The organism is Vibrio sp. M260112 (assembly GCF_036533775.1).
Taxonomy (GTDB): Bacteria; Pseudomonadota; Gammaproteobacteria; order Enterobacterales; family Vibrionaceae; genus Vibrio.
The window spans coordinates 1-19,387 of sequence record NZ_JATABH010000022.1 but is presented as its reverse complement, the minus strand read 5'-3'; the positions used below and the strand labels follow the sequence as shown (position 1 = coordinate 19,387).

The 19,387-nt window shown below is 45.2% G+C and carries 15 protein-coding genes and 1 pseudogene; 10 read left to right on the top strand and 6 right to left on the bottom strand.

Features of this window, described 5'->3' with window-relative positions; genetic code table 11:
• Nucleotides 1-4: 4 nt before the first annotated feature.
• From mreD to tldD, 6 genes are read left to right on the top strand one after another with little or no spacing between them, the layout of a single operon-like run.
• Entirely contained in the window at nt 5-493 is a 489-nt protein-coding gene (gene mreD, locus QTN95_RS11295; protein ID WP_269377959.1) for a rod shape-determining protein MreD, read from the top strand.
• A gap of 3 nt (nt 494-496) precedes the next feature.
• Nucleotides 497-1,057: a Maf family protein gene (locus tag QTN95_RS11290; RefSeq protein WP_331417544.1), complete on the top strand. Its 561-nt coding sequence runs from the start codon at nt 497-499 to the stop codon at nt 1,055-1,057.
• Nucleotides 1,058-1,076: 19 nt separating this feature from the next.
• Nucleotides 1,077-2,546, top strand: a complete 1,470-nt coding sequence (rng, locus tag QTN95_RS11285) for a ribonuclease G (protein WP_331417543.1) — start codon at nt 1,077-1,079, stop codon at nt 2,544-2,546.
• A gap of 9 nt (nt 2,547-2,555) precedes the next feature.
• A complete protein-coding gene (locus QTN95_RS11280; protein WP_331417542.1) occupies nt 2,556-6,428 on the top strand; it encodes a YhdP family protein in 3,873 nt (1,290 codons plus the stop codon).
• A gap of 12 nt (nt 6,429-6,440) precedes the next feature.
• Nucleotides 6,441-7,259 (top strand): carbon-nitrogen hydrolase family protein, encoded by an 819-nt coding sequence (locus QTN95_RS11275; protein ID WP_138973818.1) that lies wholly within the window; start codon nt 6,441-6,443, stop codon nt 7,257-7,259.
• A 9-nt stretch (nt 7,260-7,268) separates the two neighbouring features.
• Complete coding sequence (gene tldD, locus QTN95_RS11270; RefSeq protein ID WP_331417541.1) at nt 7,269-8,714, top strand: metalloprotease TldD; 1,446 nt, start codon at nt 7,269-7,271, stop codon at nt 8,712-8,714.
• Between the two features lie 224 nt (nt 8,715-8,938).
• Here tldD and arcA read toward each other — a convergent pair whose 3' ends face one another.
• A complete protein-coding gene (arcA, locus tag QTN95_RS11265; RefSeq protein WP_331417540.1) occupies nt 8,939-10,159 on the bottom strand; it encodes an arginine deiminase in 1,221 nt (406 codons plus the stop codon).
• Between the two features lie 566 nt (nt 10,160-10,725).
• On the opposite strand from arcA, the gene rraB reads away from it, so the two are divergent.
• Both rraB and QTN95_RS11255 read left to right on the top strand, forming a co-directional pair.
• Nucleotides 10,726-11,142, top strand: coding sequence for a ribonuclease E inhibitor RraB (gene rraB, locus QTN95_RS11260; protein ID WP_269377966.1), 417 nt, complete (start codon nt 10,726-10,728; stop codon nt 11,140-11,142).
• 134 nt (nt 11,143-11,276) lie between these two features.
• Nucleotides 11,277-12,078: pseudogene (locus tag QTN95_RS11255) on the top strand (glycosyl hydrolase 2 galactose-binding domain-containing protein).
• Here the strand turns inward: QTN95_RS11255 and QTN95_RS11250 are convergent.
• The 5 genes from QTN95_RS11250 to argR all read right to left on the bottom strand — a co-directional run bounded on the left by QTN95_RS11250 (nt 12,075) and on the right by argR (nt 17,649).
• A complete protein-coding gene (locus QTN95_RS11250) occupies nt 12,075-12,467 on the bottom strand; it encodes a DUF2061 domain-containing protein (protein ID WP_331417539.1) in 393 nt (130 codons plus the stop codon). The pseudogene QTN95_RS11255 and the gene QTN95_RS11250 sit on opposite strands and share 4 nt — an antisense overlap.
• Before the next feature lie 148 nt (nt 12,468-12,615).
• Nucleotides 12,616-13,053 (bottom strand): universal stress protein, encoded by a 438-nt coding sequence (locus tag QTN95_RS11245; RefSeq protein WP_331417538.1) that lies wholly within the window; start codon nt 13,051-13,053, stop codon nt 12,616-12,618.
• An 18-nt stretch (nt 13,054-13,071) separates the two neighbouring features.
• The gene (locus QTN95_RS11240; RefSeq protein WP_331417537.1) at nt 13,072-15,651 is read right to left on the bottom strand and encodes a TRAP transporter permease; all 2,580 of its coding nucleotides are present in this window, start codon (nt 15,649-15,651) and stop codon (nt 13,072-13,074) included.
• A gap of 226 nt (nt 15,652-15,877) precedes the next feature.
• Complete coding sequence (locus QTN95_RS11235; protein ID WP_269377971.1) at nt 15,878-16,846, bottom strand: TAXI family TRAP transporter solute-binding subunit; 969 nt, start codon at nt 16,844-16,846, stop codon at nt 15,878-15,880.
• Nucleotides 16,847-17,178: 332 nt separating this feature from the next.
• Nucleotides 17,179-17,649 carry a transcriptional regulator ArgR gene (argR, locus tag QTN95_RS11230; protein ID WP_269377972.1) on the bottom strand — a complete coding sequence of 157 codons (471 nt, stop codon included), beginning with the start codon at nt 17,647-17,649 and terminating at the stop codon, nt 17,179-17,181.
• Between the two features lie 334 nt (nt 17,650-17,983).
• Here argR and mdh point away from each other — a divergent pair, with 334 nt between their 5' ends.
• Together mdh and QTN95_RS11220 are read left to right on the top strand one after the other, a co-directional pair.
• Nucleotides 17,984-18,919: a malate dehydrogenase gene (gene mdh / locus QTN95_RS11225; protein ID WP_269377973.1), complete on the top strand. Its 936-nt coding sequence runs from the start codon at nt 17,984-17,986 to the stop codon at nt 18,917-18,919.
• Between the two features lie 96 nt (nt 18,920-19,015).
• Entirely contained in the window at nt 19,016-19,207 is a 192-nt protein-coding gene (locus QTN95_RS11220; RefSeq protein WP_138971929.1) for a hypothetical protein, read from the top strand.
• The last annotated feature ends 180 nt before the right edge of the window (nt 19,208-19,387 follow it).

Here is a 19,387-nt window from a genome sequence, read left to right as displayed (position 1 = left end):
ACCAATGGCGAATAGTGTACTAAAAGGTAAGCTTGTCATTGCTTGCTCTTTCTTAATCGCATTGACGCTCCAGACCATTCCTTGGCCTGGTATGCTTGACCTACTACGCCCATCTTGGTTGCTGTTAGTAGCTTGCTATTGGGTTTTGGCTCTGCCTCATAGAGTGAATGTCGGCAGTGCTCTGATTTTGGGTCTTCTATGGGACTTGTTGCTCGGCTCAACGCTAGGAATTCGCGGTATGATGATGTCTATCGTGGTCTATCTGGTGGCGTTGAACTTCCTTGTGATTCGCAACATGGCTCTTTGGCAGCAAGCCATTTTAATTGGCATTATGTCGATGGTCTTAGATGTACTGATCTTCTGTGGTGAGTATTTGATTCAGGATGTAACGTTTAATCCCGTTTCTCTTTGGAGTGGTTTGATTAACTGCATACTCTGGCCATGGATGTTCCTCTTAATGCGTCGCGTTAGACGCCATTGGCATATACGATAATAAATGAATACATCACTGATTTTGGCCTCAGGCTCGCCGAGACGCAAAGAGCTGCTTGCACAATTAGGCTACTCATTTTCTGTTGTTGTTACCGACGTAGAAGAGTGTCTCAAGACAGGAGAAAGTGCGCAGCAATACGTCGCGCGGCTGTCTAAAGATAAGGCTATGGCTGCGGTTAAGCTTGAACCCGAATCAGTGGTGATTGGCTCTGATACCATCGTTGTTTGTGACGATATGGTATTGGAAAAGCCGCATGACTTGGCGCATGCTAAACAAATGTTATTGATGCTTTCTGGACGAGCGCATCAGGTGATGACAGCGGTGACTGTCGCAACACAAGAGATTCAAGAAACTGTAGTGGTCTCTACAGACGTATGGTTTAAAACCCTGTCAGAACAAGAAATAGAACAATATTGGCAAACGGGTGAACCGTGCGATAAAGCTGGTAGTTATGGTATTCAAGGAATTGGTGGGCGATTTGTAACGCGTATAGAAGGAAGTTACTACGCGGTTATGGGCCTGCCTCTTTATGAAACCGACCAGCTCTTGCAAAAATTTTTATAATTTATTTTGAGGTGCGCTCATGAGTGCAGAGTTGCTTATCAACGTGACCCCGAGTGAAACTCGAGTGGCCATGATTGAAGGGGGAACCCTACAAGAAATCCATGTTGAACGTGAAGCAAAACGCGGAATTGTCGGAAACATCTATAAAGGCAAAGTGAGCCGAGTCCTACCGGGCATGCAGGCTGCATTTGTTGATATCGGCTTAGAGAAAGCGGCCTTTCTTCATGCTTCGGATATCGTTCCACATACTGAGTGCGTTGCTGAAAATGAGAAGCAGCAGTTTCAGGTTCGTGATATTTCTGAATTGGTACGCCAAGGTCAGGACATTGTCGTTCAAGTGGTAAAAGATCCTCTCGGGACAAAAGGTGCACGCCTAACAACCGACATTACTCTGCCGTCGCGTTACCTAGTCTTTATGCCTGGGGCGAGCCATGTTGGAGTATCGCAGCGAATTGAGAGTGAAGAAGAACGCAATCGACTGAAAAAAGTGGTCGGTCACTACTGTGATGAAAACGGCGGTTTTATCATTCGTACGGCGGCTGAAGGTGCGGATGAAAAAGAGCTCTCCCAAGATGCAGCTTTCCTGAAGCGTCTATGGTCAAAAGTCATGGAACGTCGCAGTAAGTACAAAACACGTTCGACGCTCTATGGCGAACTTGGTCTTTCTCAACGTATCTTACGTGATTTTGTTGGCACTGAGCTTAACAAAATCTTGGTCGACTCTCGTACAGAATTCGAGAATCTCAAAGAGTTCACTTCGGAATATGTCCCTGAATTAACCGAAAAGCTAGAGCTGTACGAAGGCGACAAACCCATCTTTGATATGTATGACACCGAGAATGAAATTCAACGCTCTCTTGAGCGTAAAGTGGATTTGAAATCAGGTGGTTATCTGATCATTGATCAAACTGAAGCCATGACAACGGTGGATATCAACACGGGTGCGTTCGTTGGGCGACGTAATCTCGAAGAGACGATTTTCAACACCAATATCGAAGCGACTCAGGCGATTGCGCGTCAACTTAGATTACGTAATCTTGGCGGGATTATTATTATCGATTTCATCGATATGGCGTCAGATGAGCATCGCAACCGTGTTCTTACATCTTTGGAAGCCGCGCTAAGCAAAGATCGTGTCAAAACCAATATCAATGGTTTTACTCAGCTTGGATTGGTTGAAATGACCCGTAAGCGTACTCGCGAAAGCATTGAGCACATCTTGTGTTCTTCGTGCCCTACGTGTGAAGGTCGTGGCAGCGTTAAAACTGTTGAGTCTGTATGTTATGAGATCCTACGTGAAATTACTCGCGTCAATCGTGCTTACGATGCGGATAAGTTTGTTGTCTACGCATCCCCAGCCGTTGCAGATACCTTACATGGTGATGAGTCTCACGCATTGGCAGAGCTTGAAGTCTTTATTGGTAAAGAAGTAATAATTCAGGCAGAACCTTTGTACATTCAAGAACAATTCGATGTCGTAATGATGTAAAGGTTGTTTGTGAGCTCAACTACCCCTCGCCTGCTTAGAATATTGCTTTGGTTCACTGTAACGGTATTAGTGTTTTTAGCGATTACCGTTACGGTGCTGCGTATAACCTTACCTCAACTCAACCATTTCCAACCGCAAATTCAGGTTTGGATCAATCAGGGCTCAGGACTTGATTTCAAAGTGTCTGATTTACATGGTTTTTGGCGAAATTCGCACCCTTCGATATCTCTGAAAGGGGTCAAGGCCAATACGCCTGAGAGCAGTGGTATTCATTTTTCAGCAGATACCGTTGAAGTTGAACTTGATCTATTCCAGTCACTGATTCAGAGAGAGCCAGTCGTTGCTGAGCTCAAAATCTATCAACTTAATCTTGATATCACATCGGTTGAGTGGGCGAATACTGAGCAATCGCCGGAATTGAAGCCTCAAGGCGAGCAGAAAGGGGTATTGGAGCAGCTAGACAAACTCCTTCTACGCCAGCTCGACAGTTTCTCTCTAACTCAATCGAAAATTGATTTTCTCGGTATTGATGGAACGCCTCGCACGCTAGCGATCGCTAAACTGAAATGGCAAAACAATGGCCGTCAGCACTTAGCGGATGGCGAAATCAGTTTGGCTAATAGTGAACTCAATTCTGCGCAAGTTAGAGCCGATTTTGTTGATTTTGGCTCGCTGATTGATGTGAGTGGTGAGTTCTATGTATCCGCTCAAAACGTCTTAGTGACGCCTTGGTTAACAAAGTATCTTAAGACTGAAACGGGTATTGACAAAGGCCAACTGAGTTTTAGTAGCTGGTTAACGTTGGAACGAAGCCAACCACTCAATGCCTATGTTGAACTGGAATCTTCTGAATTAAGTTGGAGGGAAGGGCAACGGCATGAGCTGTGGATTGAATCTGGAGTTCTTGAGTTAGAGCCTAAGTCAGATGGTTGGCAAGTTAACGTTCACTCACTCAATCTGAGTACAGATGACAAGCAGTGGCCTGTGCTTGATGCAGCCTTTGACTGGCAACCTGATCAGTGGCGATTGAACGTATCTCAACTGGATATTTCGGCTATTACCCCATTAGTTAAACTCGCGCCGGACTCTAAAACCACCACAGAGTTACTTCAGAAGTTATCTTTGGGTGGTTTAATTGAAGATGTGCGAGTGTCTATGGGTGAATCAATAGATTCGCTGAAGTATTCGGCACAGCTATCTCAAGGCACCATGTCACAATGGGAGTTGCTGCCGGGTATTCACCATCTGTCGGCATCGATTTCTGGTACCCCAACTCAAGCTAAGGCGAGCGTTAACTTAATCGACGATGTTTTACCTTATGGTGAAGTGTTTCAAGCCCCGTTAAATATCAAGCAAGGACAGGTTGATATTGTATGGCAAAAAGACGACACGGGGTGGCGTCTATGGGCAGATAAAGTCACTGCGGCGACGCCTGATTTACAAGTTCTTGGCGCGTTTCGTCTTGATTTTCCAGATAACAAAAGCCCGTTTCTTTCCTTCTATGCTGAGGCCAATCTTTTCAATGCGGGTGAAACCTGGCGTTATTTGCCTACATTAGCATTGGGATATGAACTTACAGACTATCTCAGCACCGCCATCCAAGGTGGTAAAGTCAATGCGGCGAAGTTGCTATGGTATGGGGAGCTTGCTGACTTCCCGTATAAAAATAATGACGGTATGTTTCAGGCTTGGGTAGGACTCAAACAAGCAAAATTCAGTTTTGATACGGCGTGGCCACCAATTATCGATCTTCAGCTTGATCTGTTGTTTCAAAACGACGCAATGTACCTAGATTCACGAAGTGCAACCCTGATGGATGTGACGGCCAAACGCATTACTGGTCGTATTCCAGAATTAGCCGAAGGTGGGCATATAGAGATCGAAGCACAGGCTATCGCACAAGGGAATGCGGTCAGAGATTATATGACGGCATCTCCGCTAGTGGATTCAGTTGGCGCAGCGTTAACAGCGATACAGGTTGATGGCAAAGTTGAATCCAGTTTCCAGCTTAATATCCCGTTTAGTGCCGATAAGGAAGCAAGAGCTTGGGGATACGCCGATCTTGCCGAAAATTACGTCACCATTGAATCACCACCGATGGCATTAGAAGCAGTTTCGGGAAGGGTAGAATTTGACAACGATGTTGTCAGTGCTGCTGGTTTATCCGCCGATATACTCACTCAGCCCGTTTCAATTGATTTTCGTGGGGAGAACATTGCTCAAGGGTATGGTGTAGCGATTAATGTGGTTGGTGACTGGGATGTAGAACCTCTGACTCCTTATCTTGGCAACCGCTGGCTTGATCCTCTGGAAGGTCATGCGCCTTGGCAGATGGATATCGACATTCAGCTTAATGACATTGGTTTCACTTATCAGATAGATACTGAAGCCGATCTAAAATCGATTACCAGTCATTTTCCCGCGCCTTTAGCGAAAGCAAGCGGAATGGCAGGCAAAGGACGACTACAAGCGTCGGGTAACCAAGAAAGCATTACGGCTCGTGTACAATTGCCAAACTTTAAATATCAAGCCGAAATTGATATTCGACCAGACACGCCTGTGTTGACCGATACGAATCTTGTTTTAGGCAAAGGTAGCTTCAAAATTAGTCCGGTTGCTGGACATCAGGCTCAGATCAGGCTTAACAAGCTAGATCTCGACCAATGGATTGATCGACTGGCGAGTGAGCAAGGGCCTTCAGAAGCCGTGTTGGCACAGATGAATACGCCCAAAATTCCCCTACCCGCTAGAATTGATATTGATGCCAAGGAGCTGACTTTAGCGGGTATTGAGTGGAACGATGTCGATTTCTCGGCGAAGAGAAAAGGGCTTGGTTGGTACATGAGTTTAGATAGTCAGGAGGCAAAAGGTGAAGCATCTTATCTTGAGCCGTATGACTTATCGGTTTCACTCCAGCGTCTGCATGTTTACGTTCCTAAATTGGATTCTGCCGAGTACAAAGATAAAACCATGTTTGACAGTGACGCTCAGCAAGCGCCGTTGATCAGCCATTTTGATCGAACCTTCCACCAGCAAGTACCGAATATCACTCTCGCCATCGATGATTTTTGGCTCCAAGGGTATAAAGTCGGTAAGACTCACCTCGATTTGCAGCGACAGGGCGAGAAGTTGGAGTGGAAGAAGCTGACTTTCGAAAGCGGCAGCAATAAGGTCGACATGAAAGGATGGTGGCAGTTGAACGATACCCTAAGCCATACTCGTTTCGATGTGTCGATGTCTGGTGAAAACAACAGTGATGTTATGGAGCGATTTGGTATCTCTTCAGGCATCCAAAAGGCACCGTTTGAGCTCAATGCTAAGGTCGAGTGGGATGGTTCTCCTTGGTCAGGTAAAATTGATACCCTCAAAGGTGAAGTTAACACCAAACTGGGTAAAGGCACGATTTCCGATGTCAGTGGTGCCGCGCGTTTATTGGGCTTGTTCAGTCTTGATTCGATCATTCGTAAAATGCAGCTCGACTTTAGTGATGTTTTTGACAAAGGTATGGCATTTAACTCCATCACGGGCAGTGGTTCTATCCGTAACGGTGTGTTCTTAACAAACGATATCAAGATGGATGCGGTAGCGGGTGAGATGACGATTAAAGGCCTCGCTAACCTCAATACTAGAACCGTGGATGCTGAGGTGAATTTCACTCCTGACATTACCTCCGGTATTCCGGTGTTAACTGCCTTCGCGGTTACACCGCAAACAGCACTTTATGTCTTGGCGATTACGACAGTTATCTCTCCTGTGGTCGAAGTATTTACTCAGGTTAACTATGAGGTGAAAGGCCCGTTAGACGCCCCTATAGTTAAAGAATTGTCACGTAGTAAAGGGGAATTTAAACTCCCTGAAACGCTAAGAGAAGCGATCAAGTAAGGATTATTGCTCATGGAACGAGTCGGACTCATTCAAATGACATCAGGGCCTAACCCACAGCAGAATATGGCCTATATTCAACAACAGGTGGGTGAGTTGGCGCGTGCAGGGGCTAAATTGATAGTCACTCCGGAAAACGCTCTGGTGTTTGGTAGCCGTAGTGACTACCACCAACATGCGGAGCCATTAGGGGAAGGAACTATCCAGCACTTCCTTGCTCAGTTAGCGCGTGACAATAACGTTTGGCTGTTGATTGGAAGCATGCCAATCAAGCGTGATGTGGGGGTTACAACAACCTCATTACTGTTTGATCCAAACGGAATACGAGTTGCTGATTATGACAAACTACACATGTTTGATGTAGATGTCGCCGATGGACACAAGCGTTACCGCGAGTCAGAAACCTTCACGCCGGGAGAACGAATTGTCTCCTATCAAGCACCGTTTGCCCACCTAGGGTTGACTATCTGCTATGATGTTCGTTTTCCAACTTTATACAGCGAACTGGCTAGATCTGGAGCTAACCTTATTTTTGTTCCTGCGGCTTTTACTGCAGTAACAGGGAAAGCACACTGGGAAATATTGCTACGAGCACGTGCTATTGAAACCCAATCTTGGCTAGTCGCAGTAAATCAAGTCGGAACACACCCGTGTGGACGTGAAACTTGGGGCCACTCGATGGTTATTTCACCTTGGGGAGAGGTTATGAGTAGCCTTTCTGATCAAGCCGATAATTTATTGGTCGATATCGACCTAACTCAAGTAGAAGAATTAAGAGCAGCGATGCCAGTAGCTCAGCATGCTCGATTCAGCAATCAGTTACAACATTAAGAGCAAAGTATGACCATAAATCACGTAGAAGACGCGTTGTTAAAGACCGCCGGGCTCAGCGAACAAGATATTGCTGATACATTGTCGAGCATAGCAACTCGCCAAATTGATTATGCCGATATCTATTTTCAATCGAGTTGGCATGAATCGCTTGTTCTTGAAGATAGCATTATTAAAGATGGTTCGTTCAATATTGACCGTGGTGTCGGCGTTCGTGCAGTAACTGGAGAAAAGACAGGTTTTGCGTACTCTGACCAAATTCACTTGGAAGGTCTTAAGCAGAGTGCAATCGCTGCTCGCGGAATTGCTCAGCAAGGACAGAGCGGCCGTGTACAAGCATTTACGCGCAGTGATAATCAAGATTATTATGCGGCTGTAAACCCACTGGAAAGTTGGAAAAAAGAGCAGAAAACGCAGTTGTTGAAAGAGCTGGATGCTTATATTCGAACTAAGGAACCGTTAATCAAAGAGGTTTCTGTGAGCCTCAGCGGTGTTCATGAGCAGATGCTGGTGGCGGCAACCGATGGCACTTATGCTGGGGATATTCGTCCGCTTGTACGTTTATCTATTAGCGTTCTGGCTCAAAAAGGTGACCGTCGCGAGCGTGGTAGCTCTGGCGGTGGTGGTCGTTTTGGCTACGACTTCTTCCTCACTGAAACTGACGGTGCAAAAGTCGCTTATCAGTATGCTGATGAAGCGATTCGCATGGCTCTCGTTAATCTAGAAGCCGAGGCAGCTCCAGCAGGAACAATGCCAGTTGTGCTCGGCTCTGGTTGGCCGGGTGTGTTGCTCCATGAAGCGGTAGGGCATGGTTTAGAAGGTGACTTCAACCGTAAAGAATCTTCGGTCTTTAGTGGCAAGATTGGTGAAAAGGTGACATCAAACCTTTGTACGATCGTTGATGATGGCACATTAAAAGACTTACGTGGCTCTTTGAATGTTGATGATGAAGGCGTGAACGGTCAATACAACACACTGATTGAAAATGGCGTACTAAAAGGTTACATGCAGGACAAGCTCAATGCTCGTTTAATGGGGGTTAACCCGACAGGTAATGGCCGTCGTGAATCCTATGCACATTTGCCTATGCCGCGTATGACTAACACCTACATGTTGCCTGGTCAGCATACACCTGAAGAGATCATTTCAACGGTGAAGAAGGGCCTTTACGCTCCTAACTTTGGCGGTGGTCAGGTTGACATTACATCTGGTAAGTTTGTTTTCTCTGCATCTGAAGCGTATTTGATTGAGGACGGCAAGATTACTCGCCCAGTGAAAGGCGCAACCCTCATCGGCTCAGGTATCGAAGCCATGCAGCAGGTCTCTATGGTAGGTAATGACCTAAGCATTGACCGCGGTGTTGGTATATGTGGTAAAGCAGGCCAGAGCGTACCTGTAGGTGTTGGGCAACCAACATTGAAATTGGATTCAATTACAGTGGGTGGTACGGAGTAGAAATCGAGTACGCATTGCTTCGAGTACCTAGAGCGGACTTCGTCCTTCTAGAGGTAGCGGTGGTAAGTGAGACAAAAATTGAAGGCAGTGATATTTTTTTAGGAGTTAATTGCCTGGATGTAAAAGTAAAGGGTTGACACTTTGTGTCAACCCTTTAAATTTTCGGAACTCGGAACTCGGAACTCGGAACTCGGAACTCGGAACTCGGAACTCGGAACTCGGAACTAGATCCCGTCACGCTCGATAGGGCAACTCATACAACGCGCACCACCACGTCCTCGACCCAGTTCATTGCCCGGAATCGTGAGTACTTCAATTCCTGCTTTGTCATATTTCTCGTTGGTGTAGACATTGCGTTCGTAGCCGATCACAACCCCTGGTTTGACCGTCAGTACGTTGTTGGCATCATTCCACTGCTCACGCTCCGCTTCGTAACTGTCACCACCAGTAGTGATGATTTTCAGGTAATCGAGCCCAAGAGCTTGTTCAATAGCATGGATAAAGCTTGGCACTTTTTCGACCTTCATATCACCGTGATCTTTTGGTGTCAGGCGCCAAGTATTGAGATCTTTACGCATGATCTCTGGATAGACAGAGAAGGTGTCGATGTCCATATGCGTCATTACGGTATCAAGGTGCATACATGAACGGTGTTTTGGTAGCTCAATTGCGATGACTTCTTTAGCTTGACCATGTTTGAACAGACTTGCCGCAAGATTTTCAACACCTTGCGCGGTCGTGCGTTCAGACATGCCGATAAGAACCGCCCCTTTACCAATAACCAGTACATCACCACCTTCAATATTAGCGTTGTCGTAGTGAAGGTCTTCATCGCCAAAATACTTGATGAAATCTTGTCCTGCGAAGACGGGATGCCAACGATAAATTGCTCGTAAATGATTGGTTTCACGTTGACGTGCAGGCTTCATCATAGGGTTGAGCGACACACCACCGTAAACCCAGCAAGAGGTATCACGAGTAAACAAGTGGTTAGGAAGTGGCTCGATAACAAAGTCGAGTGGACGATGCATGCTAGGCAACATAGAGGCTGACTGAATTGGCAGCTCGGAATACGCTAATCCACCTAGTAAAACAGTCGCTAAGTGCTCATTGTCCATCTCTGCGAGATAGTGGCGCAAATCTTTCGCAAATGTCGGCCCATAGCGAAGGTCGGATATCTGGGTATTGAGCAGCCAAGTCTTAGCTTCCTCGACCGCTAAGGTTTCAACAAGTAAGTCGTGTAGTAGTAGTACTTCAACCCCCTGAGAGGTAAGGGTTTGGGCAAACTTATCATGCTCTTCACCTGCTGCTTCAACCGCGAGAACATCATCAAAAAGCAGTTCATGACAGTTTGAAGGGGTGAGGTGGGTGAGTGCTCGCTCTGGACGGTTTAACAGAACACGTCTTAATTGACCAACTTCTGAGCCTACGTACAACTTACTCATTTTGTATCCTTACATTAAGTTTCAGAGCGTATTTATGGCAAGATTGTTATAAAGATGCAAGCGCACTTACTGGATGTAATAACTGTCAAGTTTGCTTGTTTTAAATTTTAATTCTAGAAATTAACGCAAAGGCGGACTTAAATTTTATTTTTTATTTGTAAGTAGAAGTACCAAAGTGTGCGTCGCTATGCGTTCTTAGATCATGGGTAGAGTGAGGATAATTTGACCCAGCGAGCATAGCTATGCAGATTTTAACCGGTCATATTTGTATTGGTATGTTTTTATGCAGATTGAATGAAGAGTAGGATATGCAAAGGGCATTAATAAAAACGCATAAAGGATACGTTGCTAACATCGGTAGCGGATTGATAGATAATTCTGAATCGAGCAAATGATAAAAAATTGTTAATTTGCGATCTTGTGAGGTCGATCTTACTTGAACTTGGGATTGTAACAGCAGAAAGATCTGGATCCTGTCATATTCCGGGTAGTAATTTTTCTGGATCCATGCGATATTTCGTCGCTGTTAACTAAGATCAACTATGTCACTATCTGGAGCACTAAATATGTCTCACGAAGATGAATATCTATCTGTCGAAGAATTAATTGAGATTCAAAAGGAAGAGACTCGCGAAATCATCCAAGCCCTGCTAGAAGATGGCAGTGATCCAGATGCTCTGTATGAAATTGAGCACCACCTATTTGCTGAAGACTTCAACACCCTAGAAAAAGCTGTTGTTGAAGCGTTCAAAATGGGTTTTGAAGTGCTTGAAGCAGAAGAGACAGAAGACGAAGATGGCAACAAGCTACTATGCTGTGATGCGACAATGGAATCTGCATTGAACGCTGAAGCTATAGACGCGCAAGTTGAAAAACTGGTTCATCTCGCTGAGAAGTACGACATCATCTACGATGGTTGGGGTACTTACTATGAAGGTGAAGACGCACTTTACCCTGATGAAGATGACGACGACGAAGAGTAATCTCTGACATCGCACCGAATTTAAATACCAGCCACTAGGCTGGTATTTTTGTTTTGTCTCAAAGGCTGAGTATCTTTTGCCTGTTGATTCGCATTATAATCAGGCAACTTTGATCTAGGACAATATTTGCACCGATGAAACTCTCCCTTGCAGGCCTTTGGCAAGTTTCCCCACTGACTGATTTATCTATTCCACAAGATGACATCATGTTTCCAGCCCCTTTAAGTCAGGTTTTACCTAACACCTTATCGGAAGAAGACATTGCGGAGCAGGAATGGCACTTGATGCACGATATTGAAGTCGATGAAACAATGCTGAACTTCCCATCGGTAGACTTGATCATGGCAGGTGTTGATTATCACGCTGAAGTGCGCCTCAATGGTGTTGCAGTCTTCGATTGTGATAAATCTCAGCCAGTCTACAAAAAAGATATTCGTCCTTATCTGCAAATGGGTCGTAACCGTTTTGAAATTCTGTTTCTTCAAGACGAAGATGATTGGTTACTCGATGAAGAAGGCAGCAATGATCTTTGCCATTTAGGGGTCATTGACACACAAATTTGATGAACGCATTGGCATCTGGAAGGAACCGTATTTGCAGTTCATTCGCAATGTCCGTTTGGAACATGTGACCACTGAACAGATTTGGCATCACGGAGGAGGTTGTGAGTTTTTGGTTGATCTGCACTACAAAACCTATTTGCCTGGCTTAGTATCCGCATCGGTGAAGTTTAACGGCATGACGTATAACCTGCCCATTGACGTGCGTGATAACCATGCGAGCGCACTGTTTCAAATTGAAGCCCCTATTTATGCCGATAGCGTTGCTCCAAAACTTGAGGATCTTTATTTGCTCGAGGTGACGCTAGACGGCCAAACCCAACGCTTTCACGTTGGGCTGAGTAAAGAGATGTGTGTATCCCACTATCCGCTTTAGGCGTGACTGCAATGCCAGTTAAGGGTAGCGTCCTGTTTGCGCTGCCACACCTTCTCATGGAAGTAGTAAGCGAAGGTATTAATGGTTGGCTCTATTGAGGCCATGATACCTCCAACAAATGCATCCCCAGTCATTACATACACCACACCAAATGCGACACTAAAATGCACAATTGCAAAACTGGTTGTCTTGATTTTTGCTGAGCGCGCAAAAGATTTCAGTAACTGGCTTTTTGTCCAGATCTGCTCGTGAAAATAGAAAGCGACAGTGTTTACTGAAGGCTCGATCATCGCGATCAGGCTACCGATGATCAGATCACCTGTCAGCAGGTATGCCACTGTAAATGCAATCGTAAAGTGAAGAGATGCGAATGTTAGTGTCTTTTTCATCTTGATAGCTCGATGTTGTTGTCGATGGAGCTATTATTGATAACTATTCGCATTAATCAAATTGGCTTGTTTCGATATATTTAATAGGAAAAACCTATTAAAAAAGGGTGCCAACACGGCACCCTTTTGAAACACATAGCCAAGGTTGTTAGCCTTGTGGTTTTACTACCAATACATTGATCGGGGAGTTTTGAACCACTTTACTTGCGACAGAGCCAAGTACGACTTTGTCGATCTTCGAGCGTTTGTGGCTTGGCATGACGATAAGATCGGCACCAAGTTTCTCTGCGAAATCAAGAATGGTTGAGTAAGGCTTACCTTCCGCAACATGGACTTTGTAGACGATATCTTCAGAGACGTGCTCTACCGCGAACTTTTTGAGCTGATTTTCAACATCGGCTTTCATCTTCATGGCTGCATCTTTAGGGAAGTAGCTAGCCACCATTGACATGTGAATACCAGGCAATACATTCAAAAGGTGAACCACCGCATTTGAGTGTTTTGCGTGCCAAATAGCAAGCTCGACAGCTTTATCGGAAAAGCCTTTGTCGTTCAGATCGACAGGAACAAGAATTTGCTTATACATTATTGATTCTCTTCATTGTTACGCGCTCAGCTGTTCCTTTCGAGCTCGTCGTTTTTGGTTTAATGCAAGACCAATTAAGAGGATCAGTGCAGGTACAAACACCCACTCTTTCATTGGTCGATCAGCGGCCACGACAACCGAAGTTATCTCCCAGTCGAAATCGATCCCAGCCGCTTCGGCAGGGCTACCAAACTCAACCATATCAACAACCATGCGGCTGTCGGTGTTGTTGAGCATCAAGCCCATCGAACTGATTCTCTCATCGGCGGTGGTGGCATTATCTTCAAATGGAAGACGTACCGTTTTCGAAATGAAATCACCCTCAAGGTTTTCACCCGATACGATCAGTTCAATACTTTCGCCAACATTCAACTGCTCGGTAATTTGAGAAATTTCAGTACCTGGGTAAAGTTCTTTAGCTGGGTAAATCTGATCCCACCAATAACCCGGACGGAAGAAAGTAAAGGTTAGGAAAAGCAGCAGCACAGTCTCCCACCATTTGTTCTTGGTAAACCACCAGCCTTGTGTTGCCGCTGAGAATATCAGCATTGCTATCACAGACGATATGATCGTAAGCAATAAATGCCACCAACTATCAATTCCCATCAATAGTAGCTGGGTATTGAAGATGAACATAAATGGCAAGATTGCTGTACGAATATCGTAGGTGAAACCTTGGATACCGGTTCGAATCGGGTCTGACTTTGCTATTGCAGCAGCAGCGAAAGCCGCTAAGCCCACTGGTGGAGTATCATCTGCCAGAATACCAAAGTAGAACACAAATAGATGGACAGCAATCAGTGGAATGATGAAGCCACTTTGAGCGCCTAACGTCACGATCACGGGAGCCATCAGAGTTGAAACAACAATGTAGTTTGCTGTTGTTGGTAGACCCATACCTAAGATCAAGCTGATCACTGCGGTGAACACCAGCATCATGATGATATTGCCGCCAGAGATAAACTCGACAAAGTCAGTCATTACCAGGCCGATACCAGTCAGTGTTACGACGCCAACAACGGTACCCGCTGCCGCTGTCGCGACACCGATACCGATCATGTTACGTGCACCTGAGACCAGGCTTTCGGCAAGATCAACAAAACCGACTTTAGTCTGCTCAGCCACGTCGCCCTCTTTCGATAATACGGCGATTAGCGGACGTTGAGTGATCAAGATAAAGATCATAAATACCGTCGCCCAAAACGCCGATAGACCCGGAGAGAAACGTTCAACGGTTAAACACCAAACTAATACAACGATAGGAAGTAGATAGTGCAAACCCGATTTGATGGTAGGCCCTGGATCTGGAACTTCCGTTAGTTCAGCATCAATCTCGATCGACCCTTCTTTCGTATAGCTTGCAGATATCTTCACTAAAACCACATAAGCAATCAGAAGTGCAACAGTGACAATTGGTGTTGCGGCATCACCAAATACATCTTTAGTCCAGCCAACACCGTAATAGACAGCCCCACTGATCACGCAAAGACCTAAGATGGTGCCAGTAAAAGAAAGTAGGCTATTAATAAATTTAGGCGTATGACGACGAGGCAGACCAGTCATGCCCGCTTTACAAGCTTCAAGGTGAACAATGTAAATTAGAGCAATGTATGAGATCAGAGCAGGCAGAATCGCGGCCTTAATGACTTCGACATAGGAAATACCCACATACTCCACCATAAGGAAGGCTGCGGCACCCATAATCGGTGGTGTTAGCTGGCCATTCGTTGAAGCGGCAACTTCAACCGCGCCCGCTTTCGTTCCTGGGAAACCGACCCGTTTCATTAACGGAATGGTGAAGGTACCTGTTGTAACGACGTTAGCAATCGACGAGCCTGAAACAAGTCCAGAGAGACCTGATGCAACGACGGCTGCTTTCGCTGGACCGCCTTTCATATGACCTAGCAGTGAGAAGGCGACTTTAATAAAGTAAGCACCGGCACCTGCTCGCTCAAGCATTGCGCCAAATAGGACAAACAGGAAAACAAACGAGGTTGAAACACCCAAGGCAACACCAAATACCCCTTCGGTTGTTAGCCATAGGTGAGACATCGCTTTATTGAGGCTAGCACCTTTATGGGCAATGACATCCGGCATATAAGGACCACCAAAGGTGTATAGCAGGAAGACTGCCGCAACGATCATTAGCGGTGGACCAAGTGCACGACGAGTCGCTTCTAGAAGTAGCAGCATACCTGAGATAGCGATAGCGATGTCAAACGTCGTAGGTGCACCAGAACGGCCCGCGAGTTCGGTATAGAAAATATAGATATAGGCAGCGGAAAAACTACCCGCTAGCGCAAGCAACCAGTCAACAACTGGAATGCGATCACGTGGTGAATTCTTCATTGCTGGGTAGGCTGTAAACGCGAGAAATACAGCGAACATTAAATGAATAGAACGTGCTTCGGTATCGTTGAGTACGCCAAAGTTAAAAATGAACGGCAGAGGGGATGCGTACCAAAGTTGGAACAGTGACCAACATAGCGGCACAAACCATAGGATGCGACCTGACAGTCCAGCAGGAGCACGCGCACCAGTATCGGATTGAGCTACCATTTCTTGCACATCTTGAGACGGAGTTGTTGTCTTCGACATGTACTTAATCCTTATTATAAATGGTCCGTATATTTATGATTATGAGAACCTTTATTTTGCATCTTTCATTGTAGTGAAAAGATGAAATATTGCTCAGTTGTATGGTTTCTTGGGTATATAACGAGGTAGAGCTTCTAGAGAATGAAACTCAAAATAGAGTCTAGTGTTTTAATGAGTACGAGTTTTAACCAAGGAGGCGAATACCTCCTTGGTTTTCAAAGAGGGCTTACTTAAGTAGGCCGATCTCTTTGTAGTACTTCTCTGCACCTGGGTGTAGAGGGATAGAAAGACCTGATTTAACCATGTCTTCTTTCTTCAAGTTTGCAAACGCAGGGTGTAGGCGTTTGAATGTATCGAAGTTCTCGAATACAGATTTAGCAACGTTGTAAGCAACTTCGTCTGACACTTTTGTCGAAGTTACCATTGTTGCCGCAACACCAAAGCTGTTTACGTCTTTGTCTGTACCACGGTACATGCCAGCAGGAACTGTGCTGTATGCGTAGTAAGGGTTGTTTGCAACGATTTCATCGATCTTCGCACCAGTTGCTGAAACGAGTTTCGCATCACATGAAGTTGTTGCTTCTTTGATAGATCCATTTGGGTGACCAACTACGTATACGAACGCGTCGATCTTGTTGTCACAAAGAGCTTGGGAACGCTCAGAACCTTTAAGTTCAGAAGCCAGTTTGAAGTCTTCGTTAGTCCAACCCATTGCTTCCATAACCACGCCCATAGTTGCGCGGTCACCAGAGCCTGGGTTACCAATGTTTACACGCTTACCTTTAAGGTCAGTAACATTTTCAATACCAGCATCGCTACGAGCGATGATGTTGAATGGTTCTGTGTGTAGAGAGAATACAGCACGTAGCTCTTTGTACGGGCCTTGCTCAGCAAACTTACTTGTACCGTTGTAGCCATGGTACTGCCAGTCAGACTGAACGATACCGAAGTCTAGTTCACCAGCACGCATAGTGTTTACGTTGTAAATAGAACCTCCAGTTGATTCTACAGAACAACGGATGTTGTGTTCTTTACGGCCTTTGTTGACTAGCTTACAGATAGCACCACCAGTTGGGTAGTAAACACCCGTTACAGAGCCAGTACCAATAGTGATGAACTCTTGAGCGTTAACTGCGCCAGCGCCCATAACAGCAGCTGCAATCGCACCAACTTTAATAAGTTTGTTCAATGCCATGAATTTCCCTTCCTTTATTCATTATTAACCCTAAGCAATTGTAGTTGCTGTGGGAGTTTCCTATAAACGGAAACGGCATCTTTTCCAATCCGTATGTTGAAAAAGCGGCTGAATAATATCAAAAAATTGGCACATAATTATACGATTGTTAAAGAATATAGACAATATGTCTAGTTGTTCTAACAATATTTAGTGAATATTTCGAGATTAAAATCTTTTAAAATCATCGACTTATACTCCGGCCTAAACCAAAGTATGATTTATTTAAGATGTGATATAAATCACACCGCTAAATTGGCGGCGCGATTTATATTTTGCTGTTTTATATGAAACTAGCCTGTGTATTCAAACAGATCGCACACAGAGGCAAAGAGTTGCTCTGTAGTAATTGATAACGTTGGCGTAATGAAGATGGTATCGTCCCCAGCGACAACACCTAAAATGCCTTCTGATTTGCCCAGTGAATCGAGTAAGCGAGCAATTAACTGAGCGGCCCCCGGGCCTGTGTGAATCACAACGAGTGCATTGTTGTGGTCGATATCTAAAACCAGCTCACGCAAAGAGCTTGAAACTGTAGGCACACCAAGCTCTGCTGGAAGGCAGTAAACCATTTCCATTTTTGCATTGCGAGTACGTACAGCACCGAACTTAGTCAGCATGCGTGATACTTTTGACTGGTTGATATTCTCAAACCCTTCGTTTTTAAGAGCTTCCACAATGTCGCCTTGGGAGCCAAAACGTTCTTCTTTTAGCAGGGCTTTGAAAGCGCGAACGAGGTTATCTTGTTTTTCTGAATGGCGCATGGTTCTCTTTCTATGTTGGTGAATATAAAAAGCAAGTGAATATTCTCGCATAGCTATGCACATAGTGCCAACTTCAAGCCCAATTTCTGTCTAGCATATCACTGTAAACTTCAAGGTTATTTTCCGTAGAAATGCCTCTTAAATCTTTGTCATCAAAGGTAAAGCAGATCATAATAGCCGCAATGTGTGTAGCACGCTTTAGTCGCATTGCGCAAGGTCGCAAAGCTGACGTTAATTGATTGTAATCAGGTTGTGATTGGTTTAGCTTGAACGCAGCTGATTTTAAATCGCCCTACAAAACATATATAAGAGAATCTTCTCAAGGAGAACTACGATGAAAGTAGCTGTTATTGGTGCCGCTGGTGGCATCGGTCAAGCCCTAGCCCTTCTACTTAAAAACCGCCTTCCTGCTGGTACAGATCTCGCTCTGTATGATATTGCGCCTGTGACTCCGGGTGTTGCAGCAGATCTAAGCCACATCCCAACACCAGTATCAATCAAAGGTTATGCTGGTGAAGATCCAACGCCTGCACTCGAAGGTGCTGACGTTGTACTGATCTCTGCGGGTGTGGCACGTAAGCCTGGTATGGACCGTGCGGATCTATTTAACGTAAACGCGGGCATCGTGAAGTCTCTTGCTCAACGCATCGCAGATGTATGTCCAAAAGCAATGGTTGGTATCATTACTAACCCTGTAAATACCACTGTGCCAATTGCAGCTGAAGTTCTTAAGCAAGCTGGTGTTTACGACAAGCGTCGTCTTTTCGGTGTAACTACGCTTGACGTAATTCGTTCAGAAACGTTTGTTGCTGAGCTGAAAGACAAAGATCCAGGCCAAGTACGTGTACCCGTTATCGGTGGTCACTCAGGTGTTACGATTCTTCCTCTACTGTCTCAAGTTGAGGGTGTTGAGTTTACGGCTGAAGAAGTAGAAGCACTGACTAAACGTATTCAAAACGCAGGTACTGAAGTTGTTGAAGCTAAAGCGGGTGGCGGTAGTGCGACTCTATCTATGGGTCAAGCGGCATGTCGTTTTGGTCTAGCTCTAGTTAAAGCACTTCAAGGTGAAGAAGTGATTGAATACGCATACGTTGAAGGTGATGGCGAGCACGCACCATTCTTCGCACAGCCAGTGAAACTAGGCAAAGACGGTGTAGAAGAAGTACTAAGCTACGGTGAGTTGAGTGACTTCGAGAAATCTGCACTAGATGGCATGCTTGAAACACTTAACGGCGACATCCAAACGGGTGTTGACTTTGTAAACAAGTAATCCAATTTGAATAATGAGAAAGCCGACTTTCGAGTCGGCTTTTTTGATCCTTTTGTTTTTCCTGCTGTACTTACTGAGTAGCAGAGGAGAAAAAATATGGATATTAGGGAGCTAGAAAAGGGCATGCTAGTTGAATGCCGTCAGGGAGTTGGAGTCGTGGTCGAGACGGATGAAAGTACGCATGCGGTCGTGATCGAAGATCGAAGCTCACATCAAAAGTTTGAAGTTGATGTTGAGGATTTGATTGATGAGCCTCAGCTTCATCATGGATGTGAACGTTACTATTAGCGAAAACAAAAAAGCGAGCATTAGAGCTTAACTCCTATCACTTAACGTGTTTGGAACGAACTGGATAGCGAGTCTTATTCATACGAACGGTCCTTGATTCGGGCCGTTTTTTTCGCTCTGGCAGAATGTAGCGCTTCACTCGCTCTCGCATCGCCCTTAACTTTTTGGGGATCGAACCTG

Excerpts from the sequence above, each read along its gene's own strand:
- mreD (WP_269377959.1), top strand. The coding sequence starts at position 5 with ATGGCGAATAGTGTACTAAAAGGTAAGCTTGTCATTGCTTGCTCTTTC.
- QTN95_RS11290 (WP_331417544.1), top strand. The coding sequence starts at position 497 with ATGAATACATCACTGATTTTGGCCTCAGGCTCGCCGAGACGCAAAGAG.
- rng (WP_331417543.1), top strand. The coding sequence starts at position 1,077 with ATGAGTGCAGAGTTGCTTATCAACGTGACCCCGAGTGAAACTCGAGTG.
- QTN95_RS11275 (WP_138973818.1), top strand. The coding sequence starts at position 6,441 with ATGGAACGAGTCGGACTCATTCAAATGACATCAGGGCCTAACCCACAG.
- tldD (WP_331417541.1), top strand. The coding sequence starts at position 7,269 with ATGACCATAAATCACGTAGAAGACGCGTTGTTAAAGACCGCCGGGCTC.
- arcA (WP_331417540.1), bottom strand. The coding sequence starts at position 10,159 with ATGAGTAAGTTGTACGTAGGCTCAGAAGTTGGTCAATTAAGACGTGTT.
- rraB (WP_269377966.1), top strand. The coding sequence starts at position 10,726 with ATGTCTCACGAAGATGAATATCTATCTGTCGAAGAATTAATTGAGATT.
- QTN95_RS11250 (WP_331417539.1), bottom strand. The coding sequence starts at position 12,467 with ATGAAAAAGACACTAACATTCGCATCTCTTCACTTTACGATTGCATTT.
- QTN95_RS11245 (WP_331417538.1), bottom strand. The coding sequence starts at position 13,053 with ATGTATAAGCAAATTCTTGTTCCTGTCGATCTGAACGACAAAGGCTTT.
- QTN95_RS11240 (WP_331417537.1), bottom strand. The coding sequence starts at position 15,651 with ATGTCGAAGACAACAACTCCGTCTCAAGATGTGCAAGAAATGGTAGCT.
- QTN95_RS11235 (WP_269377971.1), bottom strand. The coding sequence starts at position 16,846 with ATGGCATTGAACAAACTTATTAAAGTTGGTGCGATTGCAGCTGCTGTT.
- argR (WP_269377972.1), bottom strand. The coding sequence starts at position 17,649 with ATGCGCCATTCAGAAAAACAAGATAACCTCGTTCGCGCTTTCAAAGCC.
- mdh (WP_269377973.1), top strand. The coding sequence starts at position 17,984 with ATGAAAGTAGCTGTTATTGGTGCCGCTGGTGGCATCGGTCAAGCCCTA.
- QTN95_RS11220 (WP_138971929.1), top strand. The coding sequence starts at position 19,016 with ATGGATATTAGGGAGCTAGAAAAGGGCATGCTAGTTGAATGCCGTCAG.